General features: G+C 54.9%; 31 protein-coding genes. 20 read left to right on the forward strand and 11 right to left on the reverse strand.

The window, feature by feature from the left end:
- Positions 1 to 110 precede the first annotated feature (110 nt).
- The 4 genes from BLV87_RS17940 to BLV87_RS20010 form a co-directional block, all read right to left on the reverse strand.
- Positions 111 to 356 (reverse strand): hypothetical protein, encoded by a 246-nt coding sequence (locus BLV87_RS17940; RefSeq protein WP_175518051.1) that lies wholly within the window; start codon positions 354 to 356, stop codon positions 111 to 113.
- A gap of 82 nt (positions 357 to 438) precedes the next feature.
- A complete protein-coding gene (gene nifA / locus BLV87_RS17945; protein WP_093070917.1) occupies positions 439 to 2,004 on the reverse strand; it encodes a nif-specific transcriptional activator NifA in 1,566 nt (521 codons plus the stop codon).
- Complete coding sequence (nifL, locus tag BLV87_RS17950; RefSeq protein WP_093070919.1) at positions 2,001 to 3,569, reverse strand: nitrogen fixation negative regulator NifL; 1,569 nt, start codon at positions 3,567 to 3,569, stop codon at positions 2,001 to 2,003. Before nifL ends, nifA begins: the two co-directional genes overlap by 4 nt.
- 133 nt (positions 3,570 to 3,702) lie before the next feature.
- Positions 3,703 to 3,828: a hypothetical protein gene (locus BLV87_RS20010; protein WP_281241359.1), complete on the reverse strand. Its 126-nt coding sequence runs from the start codon at positions 3,826 to 3,828 to the stop codon at positions 3,703 to 3,705.
- On the opposite strand from BLV87_RS20010, the gene rsxA reads away from it, so the two are divergent.
- From rsxA to BLV87_RS18025, 15 genes are all read left to right on the forward strand, one after another.
- A complete protein-coding gene (gene rsxA / locus BLV87_RS17955; protein WP_202715917.1) occupies positions 3,815 to 4,393 on the forward strand; it encodes an electron transport complex subunit RsxA in 579 nt (192 codons plus the stop codon). The genes BLV87_RS20010 and rsxA overlap by 14 nt on opposite strands.
- Before the next feature lie 16 nt (positions 4,394 to 4,409).
- Positions 4,410 to 4,946, forward strand: coding sequence for an electron transport complex subunit RsxB (gene rsxB, locus BLV87_RS17960; RefSeq protein ID WP_093070923.1), 537 nt, complete (start codon positions 4,410 to 4,412; stop codon positions 4,944 to 4,946).
- Entirely contained in the window at positions 4,943 to 6,433 is a 1,491-nt protein-coding gene (gene rsxC, locus BLV87_RS17965) for an electron transport complex subunit RsxC (RefSeq protein WP_093070925.1), read from the forward strand. The genes rsxB and rsxC overlap by 4 nt, the downstream gene beginning before the upstream one ends.
- Positions 6,430 to 7,431, forward strand: a complete 1,002-nt coding sequence (locus BLV87_RS17970; RefSeq protein WP_093070926.1) for an RnfABCDGE type electron transport complex subunit D — start codon at positions 6,430 to 6,432, stop codon at positions 7,429 to 7,431. Before rsxC ends, BLV87_RS17970 begins: the two co-directional genes overlap by 4 nt.
- Positions 7,431 to 8,057 carry an electron transport complex subunit RsxG gene (rsxG, locus tag BLV87_RS17975; RefSeq protein ID WP_093070928.1) on the forward strand — a complete coding sequence of 209 codons (627 nt, stop codon included), beginning with the start codon at positions 7,431 to 7,433 and terminating at the stop codon, positions 8,055 to 8,057. The genes BLV87_RS17970 and rsxG overlap by 1 nt, the downstream gene beginning before the upstream one ends.
- On the forward strand, positions 8,054 to 8,749 hold the full coding sequence (locus BLV87_RS17980; RefSeq protein ID WP_093070930.1) for an electron transport complex subunit E: 696 nt from the start codon (positions 8,054 to 8,056) through the stop codon (positions 8,747 to 8,749). The genes rsxG and BLV87_RS17980 overlap by 4 nt, the downstream gene beginning before the upstream one ends.
- Positions 8,746 to 9,021, forward strand: a complete 276-nt coding sequence (locus tag BLV87_RS17985) for an RnfH family protein (RefSeq protein ID WP_093070931.1) — start codon at positions 8,746 to 8,748, stop codon at positions 9,019 to 9,021. Before BLV87_RS17980 ends, BLV87_RS17985 begins: the two co-directional genes overlap by 4 nt.
- Positions 9,022 to 9,039: 18 nt before the next feature.
- A complete protein-coding gene (locus BLV87_RS17990) occupies positions 9,040 to 9,369 on the forward strand; it encodes a (2Fe-2S) ferredoxin domain-containing protein (RefSeq protein WP_093070933.1) in 330 nt (109 codons plus the stop codon).
- Between the two features lie 2 nt (positions 9,370 to 9,371).
- On the forward strand, positions 9,372 to 9,752 hold the full coding sequence (locus BLV87_RS17995) for a hypothetical protein (RefSeq protein ID WP_093070935.1): 381 nt from the start codon (positions 9,372 to 9,374) through the stop codon (positions 9,750 to 9,752).
- 7 nt (positions 9,753 to 9,759) lie between these two features.
- Positions 9,760 to 9,951: a hypothetical protein gene (locus BLV87_RS18000; RefSeq protein WP_093070937.1), complete on the forward strand. Its 192-nt coding sequence runs from the start codon at positions 9,760 to 9,762 to the stop codon at positions 9,949 to 9,951.
- Positions 9,952 to 10,449: a hypothetical protein gene (locus BLV87_RS18005; protein ID WP_093070938.1), complete on the forward strand. Its 498-nt coding sequence runs from the start codon at positions 9,952 to 9,954 to the stop codon at positions 10,447 to 10,449. It abuts the gene before it with no gap.
- Positions 10,446 to 12,146 carry an AAA family ATPase gene (locus tag BLV87_RS18010; RefSeq protein WP_093070940.1) on the forward strand — a complete coding sequence of 567 codons (1,701 nt, stop codon included), beginning with the start codon at positions 10,446 to 10,448 and terminating at the stop codon, positions 12,144 to 12,146. The genes BLV87_RS18005 and BLV87_RS18010 overlap by 4 nt, the downstream gene beginning before the upstream one ends.
- Entirely contained in the window at positions 12,139 to 12,492 is a 354-nt protein-coding gene (locus BLV87_RS18015; protein ID WP_093070942.1) for a NifB/NifX family molybdenum-iron cluster-binding protein, read from the forward strand. The genes BLV87_RS18010 and BLV87_RS18015 overlap by 8 nt, the downstream gene beginning before the upstream one ends.
- Positions 12,489 to 12,833, forward strand: coding sequence for a hypothetical protein (locus BLV87_RS18020; protein WP_093070943.1), 345 nt, complete (start codon positions 12,489 to 12,491; stop codon positions 12,831 to 12,833). Before BLV87_RS18015 ends, BLV87_RS18020 begins: the two co-directional genes overlap by 4 nt.
- A gap of 78 nt (positions 12,834 to 12,911) precedes the next feature.
- Entirely contained in the window at positions 12,912 to 13,295 is a 384-nt protein-coding gene (locus tag BLV87_RS18025) for a hypothetical protein (RefSeq protein ID WP_093070945.1), read from the forward strand.
- On the opposite strand, the gene BLV87_RS18030 is transcribed toward BLV87_RS18025, so the two are convergent.
- The 3 genes from BLV87_RS18030 to BLV87_RS18040 form a co-directional block, all read right to left on the reverse strand.
- Entirely contained in the window at positions 13,292 to 14,524 is a 1,233-nt protein-coding gene (locus BLV87_RS18030) for an ATP-binding protein (RefSeq protein WP_093070947.1), read from the reverse strand. The two genes, BLV87_RS18025 and BLV87_RS18030, sit on opposite strands and share 4 nt — an antisense overlap.
- A gap of 83 nt (positions 14,525 to 14,607) precedes the next feature.
- Positions 14,608 to 15,024 carry a type II toxin-antitoxin system VapC family toxin gene (locus tag BLV87_RS18035; RefSeq protein WP_093070948.1) on the reverse strand — a complete coding sequence of 139 codons (417 nt, stop codon included), beginning with the start codon at positions 15,022 to 15,024 and terminating at the stop codon, positions 14,608 to 14,610.
- A complete protein-coding gene (locus BLV87_RS18040) occupies positions 14,999 to 15,256 on the reverse strand; it encodes a ribbon-helix-helix protein, CopG family (RefSeq protein WP_175518053.1) in 258 nt (85 codons plus the stop codon). The genes BLV87_RS18035 and BLV87_RS18040 overlap by 26 nt, the downstream gene beginning before the upstream one ends.
- A gap of 203 nt (positions 15,257 to 15,459) precedes the next feature.
- On the opposite strand from BLV87_RS18040, the gene BLV87_RS18045 reads away from it, so the two are divergent.
- Together BLV87_RS18045 and BLV87_RS18050 are read left to right on the forward strand one after the other, a co-directional pair.
- Positions 15,460 to 15,798 (forward strand): rhodanese-like domain-containing protein, encoded by a 339-nt coding sequence (locus BLV87_RS18045; protein ID WP_093070952.1) that lies wholly within the window; start codon positions 15,460 to 15,462, stop codon positions 15,796 to 15,798.
- Entirely contained in the window at positions 15,795 to 16,523 is a 729-nt protein-coding gene (locus BLV87_RS18050; RefSeq protein WP_217630031.1) for a dinitrogenase iron-molybdenum cofactor biosynthesis protein, read from the forward strand. The genes BLV87_RS18045 and BLV87_RS18050 overlap by 4 nt, the downstream gene beginning before the upstream one ends.
- 25 nt (positions 16,524 to 16,548) lie before the next feature.
- On the opposite strand, the gene BLV87_RS18055 is transcribed toward BLV87_RS18050, so the two are convergent.
- From BLV87_RS18055 to BLV87_RS18065, 3 genes are read right to left on the reverse strand one after another with little or no spacing between them, the layout of a single operon-like run.
- On the reverse strand, positions 16,549 to 17,733 hold the full coding sequence (locus tag BLV87_RS18055) for a DNA cytosine methyltransferase (RefSeq protein ID WP_217630032.1): 1,185 nt from the start codon (positions 17,731 to 17,733) through the stop codon (positions 16,549 to 16,551).
- Positions 17,730 to 18,287 (reverse strand): hypothetical protein, encoded by a 558-nt coding sequence (locus BLV87_RS18060; protein WP_093070955.1) that lies wholly within the window; start codon positions 18,285 to 18,287, stop codon positions 17,730 to 17,732. The genes BLV87_RS18055 and BLV87_RS18060 overlap by 4 nt, the downstream gene beginning before the upstream one ends.
- On the reverse strand, positions 18,284 to 18,514 hold the full coding sequence (locus BLV87_RS18065) for a helix-turn-helix domain-containing protein (protein ID WP_093070957.1): 231 nt from the start codon (positions 18,512 to 18,514) through the stop codon (positions 18,284 to 18,286). Before BLV87_RS18065 ends, BLV87_RS18060 begins: the two co-directional genes overlap by 4 nt.
- A gap of 211 nt (positions 18,515 to 18,725) precedes the next feature.
- Between BLV87_RS18065 and BLV87_RS19580 the strand changes: the two genes are divergently transcribed.
- Positions 18,726 to 18,884 carry a rhodanese-like domain-containing protein gene (locus BLV87_RS19580; protein WP_281241362.1) on the forward strand — a complete coding sequence of 53 codons (159 nt, stop codon included), beginning with the start codon at positions 18,726 to 18,728 and terminating at the stop codon, positions 18,882 to 18,884.
- Here the strand turns inward: BLV87_RS19580 and amrS are convergent.
- A complete protein-coding gene (amrS, locus tag BLV87_RS18075; protein WP_093070960.1) occupies positions 18,871 to 19,950 on the reverse strand; it encodes an AmmeMemoRadiSam system radical SAM enzyme in 1,080 nt (359 codons plus the stop codon). The genes BLV87_RS19580 and amrS overlap by 14 nt on opposite strands.
- A gap of 62 nt (positions 19,951 to 20,012) precedes the next feature.
- Here amrS and amrB point away from each other — a divergent pair, with 62 nt between their 5' ends.
- Together amrB and amrA are read left to right on the forward strand one after the other, a co-directional pair.
- On the forward strand, positions 20,013 to 20,822 hold the full coding sequence (gene amrB, locus BLV87_RS18080; protein WP_093070962.1) for an AmmeMemoRadiSam system protein B: 810 nt from the start codon (positions 20,013 to 20,015) through the stop codon (positions 20,820 to 20,822).
- On the forward strand, positions 20,809 to 21,369 hold the full coding sequence (gene amrA, locus BLV87_RS18085) for an AmmeMemoRadiSam system protein A (RefSeq protein WP_093070963.1): 561 nt from the start codon (positions 20,809 to 20,811) through the stop codon (positions 21,367 to 21,369). The genes amrB and amrA overlap by 14 nt, the downstream gene beginning before the upstream one ends.
- Positions 21,370 to 21,706 lie beyond the last annotated feature (337 nt).

The following is a 21,706-nucleotide window of genomic DNA, read 5'->3' on the forward strand; positions in this document are numbered from 1 at the left end:
GCGTCCGCTTTTTCATACAAGATGGCTTGCAATGCGGTGGCTACTTTTGTCAGTATCAATGCGCGGTCTCCTTGTCGAAGTCGATCTATTCGGTGTGCAAAACTAATAGCCTACCAGAGAGGGAGACCGCTTTCGCGGGTTAAAGTTGATGCGTATAGGGTTGGGAAATGGTATGCCATCATGCTGCGGAAAATCTCCAGCGGTAATCCGAGGTAGAGCGGCATTGCGCCTTGTCCGCATAGCGCGGAGGCGTACATCGTTGCCAGCAGATGGTCATTGGTTTCGCCACGGCGGTGCTGCATGAGATAGGCATAATGTGTTTGCAACAGGGACATGGTATTGGGGATGGCCGTCATGGGGGCTTTCCTACAAATGGCGTGTTTATATGGGTTTATTCAAAAAACGTGCCACATAAAAGTTGGCGTCCATGCCCGGTGATTAAATCTGCCGCACCTGAATATTCAGTATCTGAATCCGGTAAGCAATTTGCCGTGGTGTCATGTTCAACAATCGTGCCGCCTTGGCTTGCACCCAACCGGCTTCTTCCAGTGCGGCAATCACGCGCTCGCGTTCGTCCAAATCCGGCGCATCCAAATCAACCTTCGGCTTTGCATGAGGGGAGGATGCTGTTGTGCTTGATACGGGCATAGGGCTATCCAATCCCGTCATACGAATAACCTGCTGGTCAATATGCCCGTCGGTGCTAAGAATCGCGGCACGTTCCATGCAATTTTCCAATTCACGCACATTACCCGGCCAGCCGTGGTGCATGAGCGCACGAATCGCGCCGTCCCCAATATCCAGTGCTCGCCCTTGCTTATTACTGATCTTGTTGACCAGAAAGCGGGCAAGGTCGGGGATGTCTTCCAGCCGTTCACGCAACGGCGGCATAATGATGGGCATCACGTTGAGGCGGTAATACAAGTCTTCACGGAATTCACCCGCCCGCACTTCCTGTTCCAGATTACGGTTGGTGGCGGCGATGACGCGCACATCCACGTTCAGGGTTTTACTGCCGCCGACGCGCTCGAATTCGCCTTCCTGCAATACCCGCAACAATTTGGCCTGGAACGCGGGGGTGATTTCGCCGATTTCATCCAGAAACAACGTGCCACCGTCCGCTTGCTCGAAACGCCCTTTGCGCTGGCTGACCGCGCCGGTAAATGCGCCTTTTTCGTGCCCGAACAGTTCGGATTCGAGCAAGTTGTCCGGTAAAGCGGCACAGTTGAGTTTAATGAAAGCATTGTTGGCACGGGGTGAATGGTAGTGGATGGCGTTGGCAATCAGCTCTTTACCCGTCCCGGATTCGCCGCGAATGAGTACGGTAGTGTTCCACTTGGCGACTTGCCGCGCTTGGTCGAACACCACTTGCATGACGCGGGTATGCCCAATCAGGTTGGCAAAACCGGATTCGCCCTTAACCTTGCGGCGCAGCGAGTCGCGTTCCTTTTGCAGTTCCTGCTTGTCGCTGGCAACTTCGTTGGCAAGGACTACATTTTGCCCGATCAGGTTGCCGATCATTTCGAGGAAACGGCGGCGTTCGCCCAGCAAATGCAGTTCGGCGGGCGGTTGTGCGGCTAATACGCCGACGATTTCATCGCCACGGGCGCGGATCGGCACGGCAATCAGCGGCAACACCGGGTTGTATACGCCGAGTTTGTCGAGAAATCGTGGTTCGTCGGCAAGTTTGCGGATAATCAGCGGCTTATCCATTTCAATCGCCAGCCCCATAATGCCTTCGCCTGCACGGTAGCGCACGTTTTCCACGGTAAGTTTGTCGGCACGGTGCAATTCCAGCAGCAGCAAATCACCGCTGTCACCATCTAGCAGGCTGACCATGCCGTGTTCGAGCTGGCCTTCTTCGTGCAGGACGCGCAACACTTCGCGCAAGGTTTCCTTGAGGTTGAGGGAGCGGCTTAACACCTTGCTGACGGCGTAAATACAGGCAAGTTCGTCTTCCAGCAAGTTGAGGGTTTGTTGCAATTGCGCATTGTCGTGGCTCATTCCATCCCCCCGTTGCTGGCTTTGAGGGGCAAGTTGACACGGATACGGCAACCGTTGGGGTAATCGGGGTCGATGCTGATGCTGCCATTGTGGTTGTTGACGATTTCTTGCGCCATACACAAGCCCATACCGACATTGCCGTTGCCGCGTTTCCAGCCGCTGTGGAAGGGTTCAAACACTTTTAAGCGTTGCGCTGGGGGAATGCCAATGCCGTTGTCGGTGATTTCCACACTAATGCTGTCGTCGTGCAAACGGGTGTGAATGCGCAATTCGCGGTACACGCGCCCCGCTTCGTGCAGCGCGAGTAGGGCATTGTCAAGCAGGTAGTTGAACATGCGCCGCAATGAGGCTTCGTTGCCCATGATGGTGGGTAGTACGGGTTCAGGTTGCCAGTCGACGACCACGCCTTCTGAGAGCATCCGGTCAGTCGCAATAATCAGTAAGTCTTTGAGCACCTGATTGATATTGACCAAGGAATACGTGCCGTGTTCGGCTCTGGGGATTGCCATGCGCATCGCATTGATAGCGCGGTAGGACGATTCCAGCACCTGTTGCAGCACCGGGTACAAGGCTTCGGTGGAAGAGGGCGGCATCACCAGCGCGGCCTGGATCACATTGAGCGGGGTTTCCAGTTGGAAAATCGCGCCTGCCAAGGTTTCGCGGATGCTGCTGGTGAGTTCTTGTTCCGCCATTTGCACTTTGAGGTGTTGGATGCGGGCGCGTTCCAGCTCAGCTTTGCGGGTGGTGATGTCGGTGGCAACCAGCAACAAATAATGCCCGCCGCTGTTGCTTAGGGCGAAATAATTTTTGGCAGCATCGTCGAGTTCTTCGACGTGGATGCCGGAGAGGGTGAACCAGCATTCGTTGCCATTGGGTGCGTCGAAACGGACTTGCACGTCGTGGAAGTTGTCGAAGGTTTCACCGTCAAGTGAGGGCAGGCGATCTTTAAGCGCGTCGAGGAATAGGTGGACGGGTTCGATTGTACCGAATTCGATTTTGAGGCGTTTATAGGCTTTGTTATCCATCAAGATATTACGGTTGCTGTCGAGCAATACCACGATGGCCGGGGCGAGGTCGAAAATGGTGTCGGAGAGGATTTTTTGGTGTTTGAGTTGCTGTTCCAGATTGTGAATGACCGAAATATCGCGGTGCATTCCGAGGAAGTTGGTGATATTGCGCTGGGCATCCAGCACGGGCGCAATGGTGACTTCGGCGAGGTAGCGTTCGCCCGCTTTGTTGCGGTTGATCAGCGTGCCGCGCCATTCTTTGCCGCTTTGGATGGTGCGCCATAACGTGCGGTAAATTTCCAGCGGAGTGGTTTTGCAGGACAGTACCGATTCGTTTTGCCCGCAAATCTCATCGCGGGAATAGCCGGTTAATTCCTCAAACGCGCTGTTCACGTAGAGGATATTGGCGCGGGTGTCGGTGATGGAAATCGCAACGGGCGCTTGCTCCACGGTTTCGAGGATGGCTTGCAGCGATAAGCCGGGGGTCACATGCTCGAATCCGGCAATGTGCGAAATGTCGGCGTAGTGTTCGGCGAATGAAGTGCTTGGCTTGTGCATAACGGTTTCCACGGTTGCTTTGCTTATTGCACTGCAATAGGCGTGCCAGCCCTACAATGCATGGTAAATGGTGGGTATCACGTTCGCTCCACCCACCCTACGTTGTCGCAAACCCGACAATTCCCCAACTTTGTTACAAACCCCACCCCGCAAAATCCGCCCCAAACCCACGCCACGCAAGGCTTGCAGCGGCTGGCACGCTCCCTGCATTGCCTTTGCCACAGATGATTCTCAGGGAATGCGCAATGGAATATTTCATGATCTTGCTCGGTACGGTACTGGTGAACAACGTGGTGTTGGTCAAGTTTCTGGGGCTTTGCCCGTTCATGGGGGTTTCCAAGCAGATTGATTCGGCGATTGGCATGGGCATGGCGACCACCTTCGTACTGACGCTGGCTTCGGTGGCGGGCTGGATGCTGGAACATTGGGTGTTGCAGCCGTTTGATCTGGGTTTCCTGCGCATCCTGTCGTTCATTCTGGTGATTGCGGCGACGGTGCAGTTTACCGAGATGGTGATTAAGAAAGTGTCGCCTGCGTTGTATCAGGTGTTGGGGATTTTCTTGCCGCTGATTACCACCAATTGCGCGGTACTGGGCGTGGCGCTGCTGAATGTGCAAGAACAGCACAGTTTCCTGCAAACCTTGTTGTATGGGTTTGGGTCGGCGGTAGGGTTTACCTTGGTGCTGGTGATTTTTGCGGGTTTGCGCGAACGGTTGGCGTTGGCGCAAGTGCCAGCGGCGTTTGGCGGGCTGCCGATTGCGTTCATTGTTGCCGGGTTGCTGTCGCTGGCCTTCATGGGCTTTGCGGGGCTGGCAAGCCAATAGGAAAGGGAGAAAGAGCATGACTGCGATTTTGATTCTGATGACCTTGGGGTTGTTGCTGGGCGGGTTGTTAGGGCTGGCAGGCCAGTATTTCAAGGTGGAAGGCAATCCGTTACAGGAAGAAATTGAATCACTGTTGCCCGGTTCGCAGTGTGGGCAATGTGGCTTTCCCGGTTGCAGTCCGGCGGCGGAGGCGATTGCGAATGGTGCAGCCCCGGTGACTGCTTGCCCGCCCGGTGGTAAGGCGTTGGCGGAAACCTTGGCGGCGAAACTGGGGGTGAGTGTTGACCTTTCCGGGGTAGCAGACAAAGGGCCGATGATTGCGTATGTGCATGAAAACTTGTGCATCGGTTGCACCAAGTGCTTTAAGCGTTGCCCAACGGACGCGATTTTGGGCAGTTCCAAGCAGATTCATGCGGTGTTTGCGGATGCTTGCACCGGCTGTGAGAAGTGCTTTGAGGTTTGCCCGACGGAATGTATTGAAATGCGCCCGCTGACGCATACGGTGCAGACGTGGTATTGGCCGAGTCCGATGATGACAGGAGTTGCAGCATGAAACTATTCCGCATCCGTGGTGGTGTACACCCGCACGATTGCAAGACCCTGAGTGCGGACAAAGCCATCGAAGACCTGCCGATGCCCAGCCTGTTGCACATTCCCTTGCAGCAGCACATTGGCGCGGCGGCGAAACCGGCGGTCAAGCGCGGCGATCACGTCCTCAAGGGGCAATTACTCGCCAACAGCCAAGGGATGATTTCCGCCCCCATCCATGCCCCCACCTCCGGGCGCGTGGTCGGGGTTGGGCATTATCCCGCACACCACGCCTCCGGTCTGTCGGTACACACCATCACCCTGCAACCGGATGGCAAGGATGAATGGGTGGAACTTTTCCCACCCGCTGACCCGTTCGCGCTCGACCCCGCCGAAATCGCCACTCGCGTCGCCGCTGCCGGAATCGTCGGCATGGGCGGCGCAACCTTCCCCTCCGCCGTCAAACTCAATCTGCGCAACCGTTACTCACTGCACACGTTGGTCATCAACGGCGCGGAATGCGAACCCTACCTGACCTGCGATGACCGCATCATGCGCGAATATTCCGCCAACGTCATCGACGGCATCCGCGTCATGGCTTACGCGCTGGGGGTTGAAAACATCATCATCGGCATCGAAAACAACAAGCCGCAAGCACAAGCCGCGATGCGCGAAGCCGCCACTGCTTTCCCCAATATCCAAGTGGTTGGTTTGCCGATGCGCTACCCGATGGGGTCGGAAAAGCATCTGGTGCAAACCCTTACCGGGCTGGAAACACCAGCGCGTGGCTTGACCGCCGACATCGGTATCGTGGTGCATAACCCGGCAACTGCGCTGGCAGTGCGCGATGCCCTGTGCGAAGGCAAACCGCTGGTGTCGCGTGTCATGACCGTTTCCGGCGGGGCAATCCAGCAACCACGCAACCTGCGGGTCTTGCTCGGCACAAAAGTACAGGACGTGATTGACTACTGCCAAGGGTTCAGGGAAGAACCCACCCGCTTAATCAGCGGTGGTCCAATGATGGGCAATGTGTTGCCCGATACTCGTGTGCCTACGGTGAAAGGTTGCAACGGCATCCTCGCCCTCACCGCCAAAGAAGTATCCGAAAATCAGGAATCGCCCTGCATCCGCTGCGCCAGTTGCGTGCAAGCCTGCCCGTGCGGGCTGTTGCCGCTGGAAATGGCAGCCAATGCCCGCGCTGGCAACCTCGATGCCGTCACCAAACTGGGGCTGATGGATTGCATCGCTTGCGGTTCGTGTTCCTACGTTTGCCCCGCGCACATTCCGCTGGTGCAATATTTCAACTATGCCAAGGGTGAACTTGCCAGCCGCCAACGTGCCAAGCACAAGCAGGACGAAACCAAACGCCTGATTGAACAGCGCAATGAACGCATGGCAGCCCAAGAACGTGCCAAGAAAGAAATGATGGAACGCCGCAAGCGCGAAGCCGCCGCCAAGAAAGCTGCGGCAGCGGCTGCCGCTGCTAAAACCGCACAGGAGGCCAGCGCATGAGCCTGTTGATTTCCAGCCCGCACACCCATTCCGGCAAAAGCGTCCACAGCACCATGTTGCTGGTGATGGTGGCACTTGCCCCTGCGACCATTTTCGGTTTGTACCTGTTCGGTTTGCCTGCCATCAGTCTGTTCCTGATTACCATCCTCGGTTGCGTGCTGGCGGAGGCGATGGCACTGAAAATCATGGGCAAGCCCGTAGGCAAATACCTCAGCGACGGTTCGGCGATCCTCACCGGCTGGTTGCTGGCAATGAGTTTGCCACCGACTGCACCCTGGTGGATTGGGCTGTTGGGCGCATTCCTTGCGATCATTATTGGCAAGCAAGTGTTTGGCGGCATCGGGCAAAACCTGTTCAATCCGGCAATGGTGGCGCGGGTGGCGTTGCTGATTTCCTTCCCACTGGAAATGACCACGTGGGTGACGGTCGATGGCGTGAGTGGCGCAACGACTTTGGGGCATATCCGTACTGAAACCGGGCAGGGGCATACCTTGTCGAGCTTCACGGACAGTTTGCCGAGTGTCAGCGATATGGGCTTGGGGATGATCGGCGGCAGCATGGGCGAAACCTCGGCGGTATTGCTGTTACTTGGCGGCTTGTTCCTGTTGTGGAAACGCATTATTACCTGGCACATTCCGGTGTCGCTGCTCGGCACATTGTTGCTGTTGGCGGGGGTCATGCACGCCATTAACCCCAACGTTTACCCCAGTGTGGAGGTGCATTTGCTGGCGGGGGCTACCTTGCTGGGCGCATTCTTCATTGCCACCGATTTGGTCACGTCACCAGTGTCAGCGACCGGGCAACTGATTTTCGGCGCGGGCTGTGGGCTGCTGGTGTACGTGATCCGCACCTGGGCAGGCTACCCGGAAGGGATGGCGTTCGCGGTATTGCTGATGAATGCCGTTACCCCGCTGATCGACCACTATTTCCGCCCGCGCATTTACGGGCGTGACCGCAAGGGCGAACCCCTCAACTATGCCAGTGGGGAGAACAAATAATGACGACTGAAGCCAAAACCCCGCTGCTGGAACGCATTCCCTATCAGGCGATTTTACTGGGTGCGTGCGCGGCGATTGCTGCCGCGCTGCTGCTGGGCGTGGATAACGCCACCCGCGAACCGATTGCGCAGCGCAAGATGGAAGACCTGCAACAATCGCTGGCGCAAGTCGTGCCGGATGATTTGCACGATAACAATATGGTCGCTAAACCGCTGCTGCTGACGGGGACGGATGGCAAAGAGGTCAAAGTTTATCAAGGCACAAAAGCGGGCAACGTCACCGCGCTGGTGTGGGAAACCGTCGGCTTTGGCTATGCGGGCGAAATTCGCACCATCATCGCACTCGACCCGGAAGGCAAAATTCTTGGCACGCGGGTGTTATCACACAAGGAAACACCGGGGCTGGGCGACAAGATTGAAGCAGCCAAGGATGACTGGATTACCAAATTCACTGGACTCTCACTGGGCAATCCGCCCGAAGACCAGTGGAAGGTGAAAAAGGACGGTGGGCAATTTGACCAGTTCAGTGGCGCAACCATTACCCCGCGTGCGGTGGTAAAAAGCCTGCACGCAGCATTGCAATTCTTTGCAGCACACAAAGCCGAGATGTTGGAGGTGAAACCATGAGCGATTACAAACGCATTGCCAAGGACGGGTTGTGGGACAACAACGTGGTGTTTGCACAAGGGCTGGCACTGTGCCCGGTACTCGCCGTGACCAGTTCTGCCACCAACGGTTTGGGTATGGGGCTGGCAAGTACGGCGGTGTTGGTGATGTCGAATTTGCTGGTGTCCTTGATCCGCCAGTGGGTCAGTCCAGCAGTGCGGATTCCGGTTTACATTGTGCTGATTGCCACATTGGTGACGCTGGTGGATATGGCACTGAATGCCTGGGTGCATGAGTTGTACAAGGTATTGGGCTTGTTCATCGCTCTGATCGTGGTCAACTGTGCGATTCTGGGGCGGGCAGAGTCGTTTGCGTCCAAGAATTCGCCGATTCCGGCGGTGTTTGACGGGCTGATGATGGGGCTGGGTTTCACGCTGGCCTTGGTGATTCTCGGCGGGGTGCGCGAAGTGCTGGGTAGCGGCACATTGTTTGCCAGTGCGTCGTTATTGCTGGGAAAGGCGTTTTCCTTTATGGAACTTACCATTATCCCCGATTACAAGGGCTTTTTGCTGATGATCTTGCCGCCGGGTGGGTTTATGGCGTTGGGTTTCCTGCTGGCGGGGAAACGCATTTTGGATAAACGTGCCGATGTAGCCCGCGAACGCAAGGCCAAAGCGGCTGTGACACCGTTGACAGCAGGGGGTGCTGCATGAACGTGGGAATCGCTTACGCGGACAAATTCAAGCAAACCTGGTTGAAGCTGGAAGTGCCGGATGGCAGCACCATCAAGGAAGCGATTGAGTTTTCCGGCTTGCTCAAGCAGTTCCCCGACATTGATCTGGAGAATCAGGCGGTGGGGATTTTCGGCAAGATCAGCAAGCTGGATACCAAAGTGGCGGATGGCGATCGGGTGGAGATTTACCGCCCGATTACGGCTGACCCGGAGACGGTGGAGCGGCGTGACCGCAATAATGATGACGAATAGTGCAACAAGGAGTAAGTAATGGCGAAGCCAGAGAAACACGTATTCATTTGTACCCAGCAACGCCCGCAGGGGCATCCGCGCGGTTCGTGCGGGGCAGACCGGGACGCCTTTTCGGTGTTTGCCGCGTTCAGCATGGAACTGGATCAGCGCGGGCTGTTCAACAAGGTGCAGGTCACGTCCACCGGCTGCATGGGGCCGTGTAATCAGGGTGTCAGCGTGTTGGTGTACCCGGAAGGGGTGATGTATCGCGGCATTACGCAGGCTGATATTCCTACGGTAATTGACCAGCATTTGGTCGGTGGCAAGCCGGTGGAAAGTTTGCTGATGCCTGCTGAGCATTGGGGCTAACCATGAACGACAGTCTGGCAGACAAGATCAGTGCCACCGCGCCGCAAGCCGCCAACATTTGCGCGGAGTTGAACCGGCAAATCCTCAAACTGGGTTTCCCGCCGGAACGTGCCGAGGTGACACTGGGTAGCCATGTGCAATACAGCCTGCAACGCGACACGTTTTCGGGGCTGGATTCGCTGCTGGGGGTGTGGATGCACCCCACCAGTGGCTACAAAACGGGTTCGCTACTGTTCCATGCGGACGGCACGTTCTTTGCCGAATACGATGTGTTGCAGCCGCACCCGACCAAGCGCAAGTGGTTTGTGGAGGCGGTGACGGTGTGGGGCAAGGATGACGACATCAAGGGCGACCCGCGTTTATTGCCTGCGTTGGGGGAATGAAGAGACGATGACGGAAGCCGAAGAAATGGATGATTTGCGGGCGCGTATCGCCGCCACCTTTGCCCGCCGCGAACAACTCAAGCAGGCGATGGGGGCAGGTTCTATGCCTGCCCGCCAAGGTTTCCGTGAGCTGGAAGCCGTGGACAAGGCACTTTCTGCGCTGGATTCGCGTTTCAAGCAGTTATGGGATGCGCAATAGATGAACGTAACCACCTTGATGCAGGAACGGGTCATTTTCGGCAAGGACATCCCCGCCCCCATCAACGCGCTGTTGCAGGCAGCGGCTGGCAGCACCGACAACTTTGCCCACGCCGAAACGCTGCTATTGCAGGCGCAACGCGAAGCACCTGAGCAATTGCCGGTTTATACCGCGCTGTACAAGCTGTATTTCTACAACGGTCACACCAGCAAGGCGGAGGACATCGTATTCCAGTCCTTGCACAAAGCCGCCAAACAGGGCGGTTTCCACTATGACTGGAGCAAGGTAGAGGCGGCGGCGGATTGGGCGGAACCTGATTCGCCGGGGCGGGCATACCTTTACAGTTTGAAAGCCCTGGCGTTTATCCGGCTGCGGCAAGATAACCTCAAGGGAGCGAGTGGTATTCTCGATCACTTGCGCCGCCTTGACCCGACCGATGTGATCGGGGCGGATGTGGTGCGGGCGTTGGCGGTGTCACTGGAGGAGGAATCGGCATGAAACTCCAGATCGAACGCCCTTACGTCGAAGCCATTGTCCGCGAATTTCCTGAGCTTGCGCCGTTGCAGGAGCAACTCAAATTCGGCAACAAAGCTGAGTGGCCTTGCCAGCAGCTCTCCGCGCCGCAACTCACTTTCCTGCATAGCCTGTACGCAGCGGCGGGTGCTGCCATGCAAGGGCGGGCTGCCCAGCTTGCCACCTTGCAACGCGCCCTGCACGGCGGCGGCAAACGCTATCAGGAAGGTGAACTGGAACGCCTCGTGCCCGACATTACCGAATTCCTGATCCGCGACGGCATCCGGGGTTGGTTGTTCAAGGCCAATAATGCAGGCAAACCGCTGGCATTTTTGCTGGCGCGGATTGATTACACCCCACCGGGCGAAGAAGAAGCCGGGCGCATCCTGCTTGACCTCAAAGCCAACAGCATGGCGAAAGTTGCTACCGTCAACCTGATGATCCGCGAACGCGACATGATTGGGCAAACCATCCCCGAAATGCTCGCCGCCAAAGGCTTCTTCAAGGAAACCCCGGAACTGATCGCGGCTTACGACCACTCCGCCGAGCGTTATTTTGCGTGGCGTGCCGATTACGGGCGGCAGTTCTCCGGGCGCGGCACAGGCATTGTCGCCGAAGACCCCACCGCCACCCACCGCAATACCGACTGGGCACGCAAAAACGTGGTGGTGCTGTCCTCCGGCGGTGGCTGGGCGCGGCTGGTCAACGACGAAGAAATCATCAAGGAACGGGTGCTGACGCTGGATGCTTCCGGTGATATTCTCGGCAAATACTTGCGCAAGGCAGGGCGCAGCAACAACTACAACAGCAAGGTCGAAAATGCCACCGAAGCCTTGCAAACCGACATTCCGCACGGGCTGTTCACCGAATTGCCGGTGCATGGCTACATCCTTGCCTTCCACCTCGAACTGCACCACCATTTGTGGGTACACGTCGATGACATGCAACCCTACGTCTACCAGCCCGAACTCAAGGACAAGCTGATCCTGCCGCCCGAACAGACCGACCTGATCGACATCCTCACCGCCGAAATGGACGTGCTGATGGACGACATCGTGGAAGGCAAATCCGGCGGCACGACCGTGCTGTGCGCCGGGCCACCGGGGGTAGGCAAGACCCTCACCGCCGAAGTCTATTCCGAAATCATCAAACGCCCGCTCTACCGGGTGCATTCCGGGCAACTCGGCCTGAACGTGGCGGAAATGGAAACCGCGCTGAAAAACACCCTGACGCGGGCGCAACGCTGGGGCGCGGTCATGCTGATCGACGAAGCCGATGTGTACATCAAACGCCGTCAGGACAATATCGCCGCCAATGCCGTGGTCGGGGTGTTTTTGCGGGTGCTGGAATACTTCAACGGCCTGCTGTTCCTCACCACCAACCGGGTGGACGACATCGACGAAGCCATCATTTCTCGCTGCATTGCCCTGATTAAATACCATCCGCCCGGACGCGACGACCGCCGCAAAATCTGGCGCGTGATGACCGAACAGTTCGGGCTGGCGATTGATACCGACCTGATCCACCAGCTTGCGGAACTGTTCCCGGATGACAGCGGGCGCGACATCAAGGGCTTGGCGAAACTAGTCGCCAAATACTGCCACCACAAAGCCGTGCCGCCGACGCTGGCAGTGTTCAAGCGGTGCAGTATGTTCCGTGGCTTGGAGCTGACACATGACTGAAACCCGACAACTCGCGGTGGCGACCAAAGACGGCATCAGCATCAACGAACACTTTGGGCACGCCAAACAGTTCTGGATTTACGCCGCCACCGCTGACACTTGCACGCTGCTGGAAAAACGCGAAGTCGAACACTACTGCCTCGGCAACCATTCCAGCAAAACCGCGATGGCGAAAATCCTCGAAACCATCAAGGATTGCGAAGCGGTGTTCGTCGCCAAAATCGGCGATGGGCCGATTGAAAAACTCGCCGCGATTGGTGTGCAGGCAGTCGCCGATTACGCCTATGAAGCGATTGAAGATTCCTTGTTCGATTACCTGCGCAAGCCTGCCGGGGTGGTGTCGTGAATGCCGCGCATGTGCGCCAGTGGGTGCTGGAACATCCGCTCTCGCCCGCCCATGTCGATTGCGCCACCGCCGTCATGCTCAAAATCCTCGACGGCAAGTGCAAGATGGATGCGGAGGAAAAAATCGTCATGGCGTTGCTGTACGACGAGGTGAAAGGCTGCCCCGGCGTGATCTTGGGGGAGGATATTCATGCGCTGATTGAAACTGCCCGACATTCCCATGAGGATGACGAGATTCGGGAATTTGTGTATGAAAAACGGGTGTTGGCGGAAACGATGATTTCCCGCCCGGTGATGAAGGGGTTTAAGGGGATGATTCGGGCGGAGGGGTTGTTTGATTAGTTAATGAGCATTGCCATTCTGAAGCATCATCAAGTATGCTCTAGGCTCATTAATAACCTATATCATGGAGCTTAAATCATGTCACTTTGGGAACAGTATCAAATTGAGAGTAAAATCGTCACTATTTTGAATGTCGAGTCACATAATCCAGAACACCATTTTGGTCGTCCGTTTCTAACACCCTACCAAATTGCTATTGAATTTCGGAAACAACACGAACTTGAATTTGATCAAATTGGTAAACCATTAGGTGGTAAAGGCACTGGGCAACAAGATTCTCTCGCACAATACATTGCACAAGAACTATCCAGACGCATCAAAGATCAGCGTATTATCAATATTGAGGGGAGGTTTTTACATCGTGTACATCTGCATACACTGCAATACACAGCAGAGGGTGAGATTGTGGAATCATCCGCTATGCAAGCCTATGACCTGTCAATGTTCAGATTAATTGATTAGTTTATTAAATCATGCTGCTTTTTATGCGATAATAATGCGGCATAAATCGTTACCCGCAACTCCATATCCGCAATCATTTCAATAAGCGGCTTTCTCCCCGATAGCCGCTCACTTTCCGCCAAGATCACATCCACCCCAGAACCGCGCCGATCCATCAGGTATTCGCGACCCAACCCGCTATCGCGCACTGGGTAGTAACGGGAAAATAAGCTGGAAAGTACGTCATTGCGCGGCAAGGACATAGCCTGCATGGATTCCACCGTCATGGAGTTGGGCAATGCGCCCGGTGAATAGAGTTCCAGCCGGTCTGCAAACATGTGCAAGCGGATGCGCCCGCCCCAAATCGAGTAATCACGGTGAACGATGGCATTAACGAGTGCTTCAAACACTGCACGCAGGCTGTATTGCGGATAATCGACCCGCCCGAATTCTTTACGCGCTGGTACTTTCATATTCAGGCGCACAAAGTCGAACGCATCCCACAGTTGCCGATCCAGTGGGCCATCAAAATCCTTGGCATCCAGTTGTTCGTTGGGGTCATTGTTGACACCGCTGTAAGCCACTGCCTGAATGTATGCCGATGGCAACCAATTCACCGGCTTTTCAGTACACAACAACACACCCGCAATAGACAGGCATTCTTGCCCCTCCAAATCAGCTAGCAGGTGCAAACGGCGTAATTGTTTGCGCTCATCGCCTTCATGCTGGCGCAGAAAACGCCGCAACAACAATGCATCAGCATCATCCAGCGACGTATCAGCGACAGCCTGTTCTTCAAAGCGGATTAAGCGTGCTTGGCTACGTTGTTGGAACAGACGCGCCAATACATCCGGGGTCAGCTTGCGTTTGCTATCAGCAACCCGCCGAAAATACCCATTCGCACTTTCATGTATCCACAAGCTACGCGGCACACTCACCACAATAACCGTAACCAGTTCGCCCGCAGCATTAGGCAGTTCAACGTTCTCGGTGAGGATTTCCAGTGGCGGGGTAATGCGGTCGTTAACAATGCCCCGCAACCACGATTTCAGCGTTTCCATCTGTTCCGCTGGAATGCCCGTAGCCGTCAGCGTTTTGTCATCCACGCCCAACACCAGCGTACCGCCGTTAGCATTGGCGAACGCCGCGAGTTCGTCAGACAAACCGTCAGGATGCGGCACGATTTGCTTGAGTTCCAGCGTGGAGTCTTCCCCCAAGCGGATGCGTTGTTGCAAGGTTTGGATGTCCATTTTGCGTGTTTTAATCCATCGTTTTGTGGTGAAACCTAGACTATAGCAACAGCCGGAAATATCCCGCTATTCCTAACCTGCCACTAAACCCACAACCGTTCAAAACAACTGCCATCAGCAAGGCGGTACACCGAGAAATCCCGTTCGTCCACGGTCAGTATGTGCCGGACTTTGAGTATGCTCGCCAGCGTTACCAGCACTGCGTCGGTAAAATCCGGCTCAAGATTTTGGTATTTCTCCAAGGTTTTACGCACCATTGGCAGGTCTTGCGGGCTGAGATCGTGGAGTGTCATTGCGCCGCGCTCGATCCACTGAAGCAGGGCGAGCTTGCCCCGGATGTCAAGGAAGAAGCAGGCTTCAACCACTACCGGCCAAATGGAGTGCAACTCGATTCTTCCCAACTGCTTCAAAAACGCATTCGCTGATTGATGATGCGGGTCTTCTTTGGCAAACAGGGCAACCAGAAAGCCCGTATCAACCCATGCGGCGGTGTTTGGCACGCAGCTTCTCCCAAATCTGGCGTTTCATGGGGTCACTGGGTGCAGGCGCTAGGCTACCCGTCCCAAACAAATCTTGCCCCAGGCTGTAAGGTGTGCGGTTATCCGCCGCTAAACGTTGGCAAAGCTCCCGTACTGCCTGCCGCATCAGGTCACTTTTGCTGCGCCCCACACGTCGCGCCAGCACTTCCAGCATGTGTTGTTCTTCCGGTGGAAGACGTACAGAAATAGTCATGGTGTCATACCGTAATACAATATGGTTTGAGTGTAGCAACAAACCGCTGAACCGGGAATATTTGGTGTTACAAATTGCACTTGTCGCAAATCCAACAACGCCCAAGATTAAAGTCATTTTAAAATCAATGCCTTGAGAAATGGCACACACCTTGCAACAGAACCCACCATTATCGGGTAAATGTTGGAAGAAGAAGTTTGACCATGAGTTATGAATCGCTATTGGCAGAGCAAGTGCCTGAATTGCTGGAACAAGCCGACGTGGTAGTGCTGGATACCCGCGATGCGCACAGCTTTGCCCAAGGGCATTTGCCGAATGCCAAACCCGCTGACGAGGCGAACATTGCCCGTCTGATCCGGGGCAGGAACAAGGCGCAGCCGGTGCTGGTCTATTGCTACCACGGCAACAGCAGCCGCGACCTGTGCCGCTTGCTGGGCGGTTTCGGTTACACCCAAGTCTACAATCTGGAAGGCGGCTGGCAGGCATGGGCAAGCTACCGCGATTCCTGTTATGCCACCCTGACAACGGAGCCATGCCTGTGAGTGCCTTAAACCTTGACCGTGAAACCGCCCTGCGTATCGCTCTCGCCAGCCGTGCCTTACCGGGCATTAATATCACTGACCTGATTGGCGTATTGATGGAGCGTCTGGGCAGCCCCCTGACGACGGAAGCCTTGTCGCGCATTACCGTTACCCACCTGAAAACCGGCTTGGGTAGCGTTGATGGTGAGGAGGATGGCGAAGACATCGGCATCGGTCTGGATGCGATGAAACTGGCGGTACGTATCCTCTGGGGTGAAACCGGCGAAGAGGGCAATATTCCCGTTGCGCCGACCTATGCTGACGAGTTGCCGGATTCGATCCGCGTGGCGATTTCGTCCAACAATGGCACTATGCTGGACGGGCATTTCGGTTCTTGCCTGCGCTATCTGGTTTATCAGGTGTCACCGCAAGCGATCCGTCTGGTGGATGTGCGTTCCAGCATCGAGGCTGATATTGCGGATGACCGTAACTCCTTTCGTGCCACTCTGATTAAGGATTGCCCCATTGCCTACATGGTGTCCATTGGTGGCCCGGCTGCCGCCAAGGTCATCCATACCGGCATCTACCCGATCAAGAAGCCGGAGGGCGGGGAAGCCGAAGCCGTGTTGCAGGCATTGCAGACGGCGATGGTCACATCACCGCCGCCGTGGTTGTCGAAGATTCTCGGTGTCAGCCAGCAGCAGCGGTTGAAGAATTATCGGGGTGATAGTGCAGATGATGAGTAGATAATTAGGACTACTGAGACATGATTTAAGCAGTCCTTTGTTTGTTGTATGTTTGCTGAGTGTGCTGCCAGACTTCGTAGGTGGGTTTTAGAACATGCCTTGATAGGTACTGAATGACCGGAACGCAAACAGCATCCCCCATGGCAAAAAACCCTTTGTTGTCGTTCTCCGGCATCCAAAAGTTGTCACGGACACCCTGTAGGCGTGCATATTCCCGTGGCGTCATCAACCGGGCTTTCCAGTTTCCCTGTCCTGCACGAACCAATATTTGCTTACTTGATCCCCCCCTTGGTGTTCTCAGGCAACCTGCAATACCATCTGACCTTAGTTCTGCCATGGATTGACCGTTACGCATCCGGCGGTAGACAGTACCGTAGAAATCTCCCGGTTCGTGGATTTTTTCCCGGATAATCGCTTGGTGTCCTGTACTCATTTGATTGAACAGGTATTGCTGCTTTTCACTGCCCCACCATAAAGGTGAATCTTCTGGTATGTCCTCGACGATATTATGCAATCTAAGCAGGGTTTTTTCAGGAGTGGGTATGTCAAATAAACCCCAATTCAGATCAGGGTTAGTCTGAATCAGGTCTCGCAGCTTCGCGGAGCGCAGTTGTGGGCTTTGGTGAAAATGACTCCACCAAGTATCAAGGATATTTCTTTTGTCCTTTATCCTCATAACCTGTATTGCCAACGTGTTATCAACGGCAATAACAAATACCCTTGGACGGCTCTGAGGCGTAAAGGCTACGGCATCGAGTTCAATAATATCGACAGTGTAACCCAAGGCATTCAGGGTCTTGACGGTGTTTCTGATGTCTTTCCCTTTATGCGAGGTGAGGAAGCCTTTGACGTTTTCAAGCAGAACCACGCCAGGCTGGGTATGAGATTGCTTCTTTTGGGCAAGGATGTGCAATAGTGCCCTGAGGGTGCCGGATTCCTCACCGGCAAGTCCTGCCCGGTCGCCTGCTACTGACAGATCGGTGCAAGGAAAAGAGGCGGTATACAGGAAAACATTATCCGGTATTTGCTCGGGTTGCTTGGCAATGTTCCAAATATCGTCCAGAACAAAATCACCAGAACCAAAATTTGCGGCGTAAGTTTCTCGTTTGTCTTGGGCTATGTCATTGGCCCAAGCGCATGACCAGCCATCACTGGCTAACCCTTCACGTACCAGACCAACACCAGCAAAAAACTCGGCGAATATCATCATGAAGCCAACCTGTTCAATGTATTTATAACGGTATCGTTCCGTTCAACCAAGGCACCATTTTGTATTCTCATTACCAGCCTGCCCTGTGATTTTACGAATCCGGCAGGGATACTGCGGCGGAAACGTTGCCTGCGTTGGGTACTGGGAACCGATGTATCGTAGTTTTGCTGATACTCTAGCTTCCATTGGTCGAAGTAATTTGCAAGGTCTTGCCCCTGCATCGCGATAACCACCACATCGGTGTAGGTTTCTGAGTATGCACAAAACAGGTGGTTGACCTGTGCATCCTCATCCAGTTTGTGTGCTCCTGTATTGAGGTGGTACTGATACTCGTATGAAGCGCCCATTTTCGCCGACTTTATTTCCCATCCAGCCAAGTCGGCACCTGTAACGCCTGTACTGGAGCGTCCCGTTAATATCGCTCCGAACAACTCCCACATGACCGACGGAACCGAGCCAGTCACCTTGAGATTGTGAACCTTCAACAACTCAAGCTTCTTCTCGTCGAAAATATGTTCTTTATAGAGCTGGAATGCATCATCAATACCGCTCATAAGGCTTCCCCTTTTACCGGGAAAAGCTCATGTGGCTGACAATCCAACGCTGTTATGAGCCTGTAAATATTGATCAGGCTAACATTGCGTCTTCCGCGCTCAATAGAACTGATGTAAGTCCGATCAAGGTCTGTCAGTTCAGCAAGGGTTTCTTGGCTAAGTCCTTTATGTGTTCTGATTTGCTGGACTTTTGAACCAAAAAACGTCAGTAACTCTTTGTCCTGCATGATTAAGTTTTACAGTTTGAAAACGTAATCTTTTGCTTTTGTTGACTATGAGTCTACGGACTATGAGTCACGTGCAATTATAATGGCCTTGCGGCAGGTGTTACAAACACCCCGATGGAACGGCATCCGTTATCAGTAGCATTAGGGCTGTTGACAGCCAATCCATCCCTTTCCTAGCATCACTTGTCGTAAAACTAACATTGCCCGCCTGATCCGGGGCAGGAACAAGGCGCAACCCGTGCTGGTTTATTGCTACCACGGCAACAGCAGCCGCGACTTGTGCCACTTGCTGGGCGGTTTCGGTTACACCCAAGTCTACAATCTGGAAGGCGGCTGGCAAGCATGGGCAAGCTACCTCACGCAATTCTGATCGGCAACCGCCTAGCTCCCCACGCACCGGGCGCGTCTTCAAATACCCCGGCACAGCTTGCCCCGCAGGTGGGGCAAGTGCCCTTTGCCGCCATATTCCAGCGCACAATATTATACCAGTCACGCACAATCAGCGTTTCCCCACACTGGTGGCAGAAAGTGGTGTCGCCCTCGGTATTATGCACATTGCCAGTATAAGCGTGGCGGATGCCATTTTTACGGGCAATATCCCGCGCCATAACCAAGGTGGCCGGTGGCGTTGGCGGCGTATCGCGCATTTTCCAGTCAGGATGAAAGGCCGAAAAATGCATCGGTACATCCGGCCCCAGATGTTCCATTACCCATTGGGTCATGGCCTCGATTTCTGCGGCGGAATCGTTTTCGCCCGGAATCAGCAAGGTGGTCAGTTCCAGCCAGGTATTGGTTTCGTGGTGGATATATTCCAGCGTTTCCAGCACTGCTTGCAGGTGTGCGCCGGTCAGTTTCCAGTAAAAGCGTTCAGTGAAGGCTTTCAGGTCGACATTGGCAGCATCCATGTGGTGGAAGAATTCAGCGCGGGGTTCCGGTTCGATGTAACCGGCAGTCACGGCTACCGATTTAATGCCACGTTCACGGCAGGCAATCGCGGTATCAACCGCGTATTCCAGAAAGATGGTCGGGTCGTTGTAGGTGTAGGCAACACTACGGCAACCCGTCTGCACCGCTGCTTCAGCGAGTTGTGCGGGGGATGCGGCCTGTTGCAACGTATCCATTTCCCGTGATTTGCTCATGTCCCAGTTCTGGCAGAATTTGCAGGTCAGGTTGCAACCCGCCGTGCCGAATGACAGCACGGGTGTGCCGGGCAGGAAATGATTGAGCGGTTTCTTTTCAATCGGGTCAATGCAGAAACCGCTGGAGCGCCCATAGGTGGTCAGGACGATCTGGTCGTTTTCACGGGCGCGGACAAAACACAAGCCGCGCTGCCCTTCTTCCAAGGTGCAAAGGCGTGGACACACATCGCACTGTACTTTGCCGTTTTCCAACTTGTGCCAGTAGCGGGTAGGGTGGTTTATATTGACTTCTGTCATAACATTTTACCCCCTTAACAGTATCCTATTCTTAAAGGATAGGCGTAACAGGAGGACTTGCCATGATAGAAAGCAAGAAACCGGAGAAAAAACGCATCCGTCCCGCTGCGGTAGCGGGGATGTTTTATCCGGGTGATGGCGCAACGCTGCGCTCGATGCTGGAACAGATGTTGATGCGGGCAACCACAAGCGGAACTGCTCCGAAAGCCTTGATCGTTCCTCACGCAGGTTACATTTACTCCGGTCAGGCAGCGGCGGATGCTTACGCCCGCTTGCAAAACCGTCAGACGCCGATCAGCAAAGTGGTATTGCTGGGGCCTGCGCACCGGGTCGGTTTCCAGGGCATTGCCGGTTCTACCGCAGATTATTTCGTCACGCCCTTGGGCAAGATTCCGCTGGATCGTGAGTTGATGGCTAGCGCCTTCCAGCTTGAAGGTGTTGTGCCGTTTGACCATGCCCATGCCGAAGAACACAGTCTGGAAGTGCAATTGCCTTTTCTGCAAAGCGTGCTGGGGGATTTTACATTGGCTCCCTTCGTGGTCGGTGATGTGCCGGAAAGCCTGACTGCCAGCCTGCTCGAAGCCTTGTGGGGCGGGGATGAGACCTTGGTCGTGATCAGTTCCGACCTCAGCCATTATCTGGATTACGCCAGTGCCAAACAGCGTGACAGCGATACGGCGCACAATATCGAAACCTTCCACGGCGAACGCATCGGCCCGCAGGATGCTTGTGGTTATGGCGGGATTCGCGGTTTGTTGCAGGTGGCGGCGCACAAAGGCATGACGGTGGAGCGGGTGACGCTGTGCAATTCCGGTGATACGGCGGGGGATAAACGTCGGGTAGTGGGGTATGCATCTTATGTCTTACACTGAAGCAGAGCGGCAACAATTGCTGCAAATTGCCCGCGAGAGTATCCGCTGTGGTCTGGAAAAGGGTAAGCCGTGTGCGGTGAAGCTCAAGGATTTGCCAGCAGCATTGCGGGAAAAACGGGCGAGTTTCGTTACCTTACAGAAGGCTGGGAAGTTGCGGGGTTGTATTGGCACGATTTCAGCATACCAGCCGCTGGCGGAGGATGTGGCGCAACGGGCGTATGCCGCCGCTTTTGGCGATTCACGTTTTTCACCAGTGCGGGCAGATGAATTGGCGCATCTGGACATCAGCATTTCGGTACTTAGCCCGCCTGAACCGCTGGGGTTCACCAGTGAAGCCGATTTGCTGGCAAAAATCCAGCCACAGGTCGATGGCCTGATTATCGAGGAAGACGGTTTGCACGGGGTGTTTTTGCCTAGCGTGTGGGAATCACTGCCCAACAAGCGGGAATTCCTGCGGCAACTCAAGCGCAAGGCCGGGTTGCCTGCGGATTATTGGTCGGATGCGATCAAGGTATCGCGTTTTCGTACTGAGTATTTGAGCTGTTAGCGGAGAGTGCCATCTGTAATACGCCCCTACGAAGATCATTCCCTTTTCTCGTCAAGCCCACCGTCCGATAAACAATTTACCCCCTATACGCATCAACTTTAACCCGCGAAAGCGGTCTCCCTCTCTGGTAGGCTATTAGTTTTGCACACCGAATAGATCGACTTCGACAAGGAGACCGCGCATTGATACTGACAAAAGTAGCCACCGCATTGCAAGCCATCTTGTATGAAAAAGCGGACGCGTTAGCAAAAAAAGCGGCTTCATTCAACGCCAGCGCAAACTCAGCGGCTCGAACTTCATCCGCAGCTTGGTGTTTGGCTGGATGGGCAATCCTGCC

This window comes from Thiothrix caldifontis, from assembly GCF_900107695.1.
Taxonomy (GTDB): Bacteria; Pseudomonadota; Gammaproteobacteria; order Thiotrichales; family Thiotrichaceae; genus Thiothrix; species Thiothrix caldifontis.

Excerpts from the sequence above, each read along its gene's own strand:
- BLV87_RS17940 (WP_175518051.1), bottom strand. The coding sequence starts at position 356 with ATGACGGCCATCCCCAATACCATGTCCCTGTTGCAAACACATTATGCC.
- nifA (WP_093070917.1), bottom strand. The coding sequence starts at position 2,004 with ATGAGCCACGACAATGCGCAATTGCAACAAACCCTCAACTTGCTGGAA.
- nifL (WP_093070919.1), bottom strand. The coding sequence starts at position 3,569 with ATGCACAAGCCAAGCACTTCATTCGCCGAACACTACGCCGACATTTCG.
- rsxA (WP_202715917.1), top strand. The coding sequence starts at position 3,815 with ATGGAATATTTCATGATCTTGCTCGGTACGGTACTGGTGAACAACGTG.
- BLV87_RS20010 (WP_281241359.1), bottom strand. The coding sequence starts at position 3,828 with ATGAAATATTCCATTGCGCATTCCCTGAGAATCATCTGTGGCAAAGGC.
- rsxB (WP_093070923.1), top strand. The coding sequence starts at position 4,410 with ATGACTGCGATTTTGATTCTGATGACCTTGGGGTTGTTGCTGGGCGGG.
- rsxC (WP_093070925.1), top strand. The coding sequence starts at position 4,943 with ATGAAACTATTCCGCATCCGTGGTGGTGTACACCCGCACGATTGCAAG.
- BLV87_RS17970 (WP_093070926.1), top strand. The coding sequence starts at position 6,430 with ATGAGCCTGTTGATTTCCAGCCCGCACACCCATTCCGGCAAAAGCGTC.
- rsxG (WP_093070928.1), top strand. The coding sequence starts at position 7,431 with ATGACGACTGAAGCCAAAACCCCGCTGCTGGAACGCATTCCCTATCAG.
- BLV87_RS17980 (WP_093070930.1), top strand. The coding sequence starts at position 8,054 with ATGAGCGATTACAAACGCATTGCCAAGGACGGGTTGTGGGACAACAAC.
- BLV87_RS17985 (WP_093070931.1), top strand. The coding sequence starts at position 8,746 with ATGAACGTGGGAATCGCTTACGCGGACAAATTCAAGCAAACCTGGTTG.
- BLV87_RS17990 (WP_093070933.1), top strand. The coding sequence starts at position 9,040 with ATGGCGAAGCCAGAGAAACACGTATTCATTTGTACCCAGCAACGCCCG.
- BLV87_RS17995 (WP_093070935.1), top strand. The coding sequence starts at position 9,372 with ATGAACGACAGTCTGGCAGACAAGATCAGTGCCACCGCGCCGCAAGCC.
- BLV87_RS18000 (WP_093070937.1), top strand. The coding sequence starts at position 9,760 with ATGACGGAAGCCGAAGAAATGGATGATTTGCGGGCGCGTATCGCCGCC.
- BLV87_RS18005 (WP_093070938.1), top strand. The coding sequence starts at position 9,952 with ATGAACGTAACCACCTTGATGCAGGAACGGGTCATTTTCGGCAAGGAC.
- BLV87_RS18010 (WP_093070940.1), top strand. The coding sequence starts at position 10,446 with ATGAAACTCCAGATCGAACGCCCTTACGTCGAAGCCATTGTCCGCGAA.
- BLV87_RS18015 (WP_093070942.1), top strand. The coding sequence starts at position 12,139 with ATGACTGAAACCCGACAACTCGCGGTGGCGACCAAAGACGGCATCAGC.
- BLV87_RS18025 (WP_093070945.1), top strand. The coding sequence starts at position 12,912 with ATGTCACTTTGGGAACAGTATCAAATTGAGAGTAAAATCGTCACTATT.
- BLV87_RS18030 (WP_093070947.1), bottom strand. The coding sequence starts at position 14,524 with ATGGACATCCAAACCTTGCAACAACGCATCCGCTTGGGGGAAGACTCC.
- BLV87_RS18040 (WP_175518053.1), bottom strand. The coding sequence starts at position 15,256 with ATGACTATTTCTGTACGTCTTCCACCGGAAGAACAACACATGCTGGAA.
- BLV87_RS18045 (WP_093070952.1), top strand. The coding sequence starts at position 15,460 with ATGAGTTATGAATCGCTATTGGCAGAGCAAGTGCCTGAATTGCTGGAA.
- BLV87_RS18055 (WP_217630032.1), bottom strand. The coding sequence starts at position 17,733 with ATGATGATATTCGCCGAGTTTTTTGCTGGTGTTGGTCTGGTACGTGAA.
- BLV87_RS18060 (WP_093070955.1), bottom strand. The coding sequence starts at position 18,287 with ATGAGCGGTATTGATGATGCATTCCAGCTCTATAAAGAACATATTTTC.
- BLV87_RS18065 (WP_093070957.1), bottom strand. The coding sequence starts at position 18,514 with ATGCAGGACAAAGAGTTACTGACGTTTTTTGGTTCAAAAGTCCAGCAA.
- amrS (WP_093070960.1), bottom strand. The coding sequence starts at position 19,950 with ATGACAGAAGTCAATATAAACCACCCTACCCGCTACTGGCACAAGTTG.
- amrB (WP_093070962.1), top strand. The coding sequence starts at position 20,013 with ATGATAGAAAGCAAGAAACCGGAGAAAAAACGCATCCGTCCCGCTGCG.
- amrA (WP_093070963.1), top strand. The coding sequence starts at position 20,809 with ATGTCTTACACTGAAGCAGAGCGGCAACAATTGCTGCAAATTGCCCGC.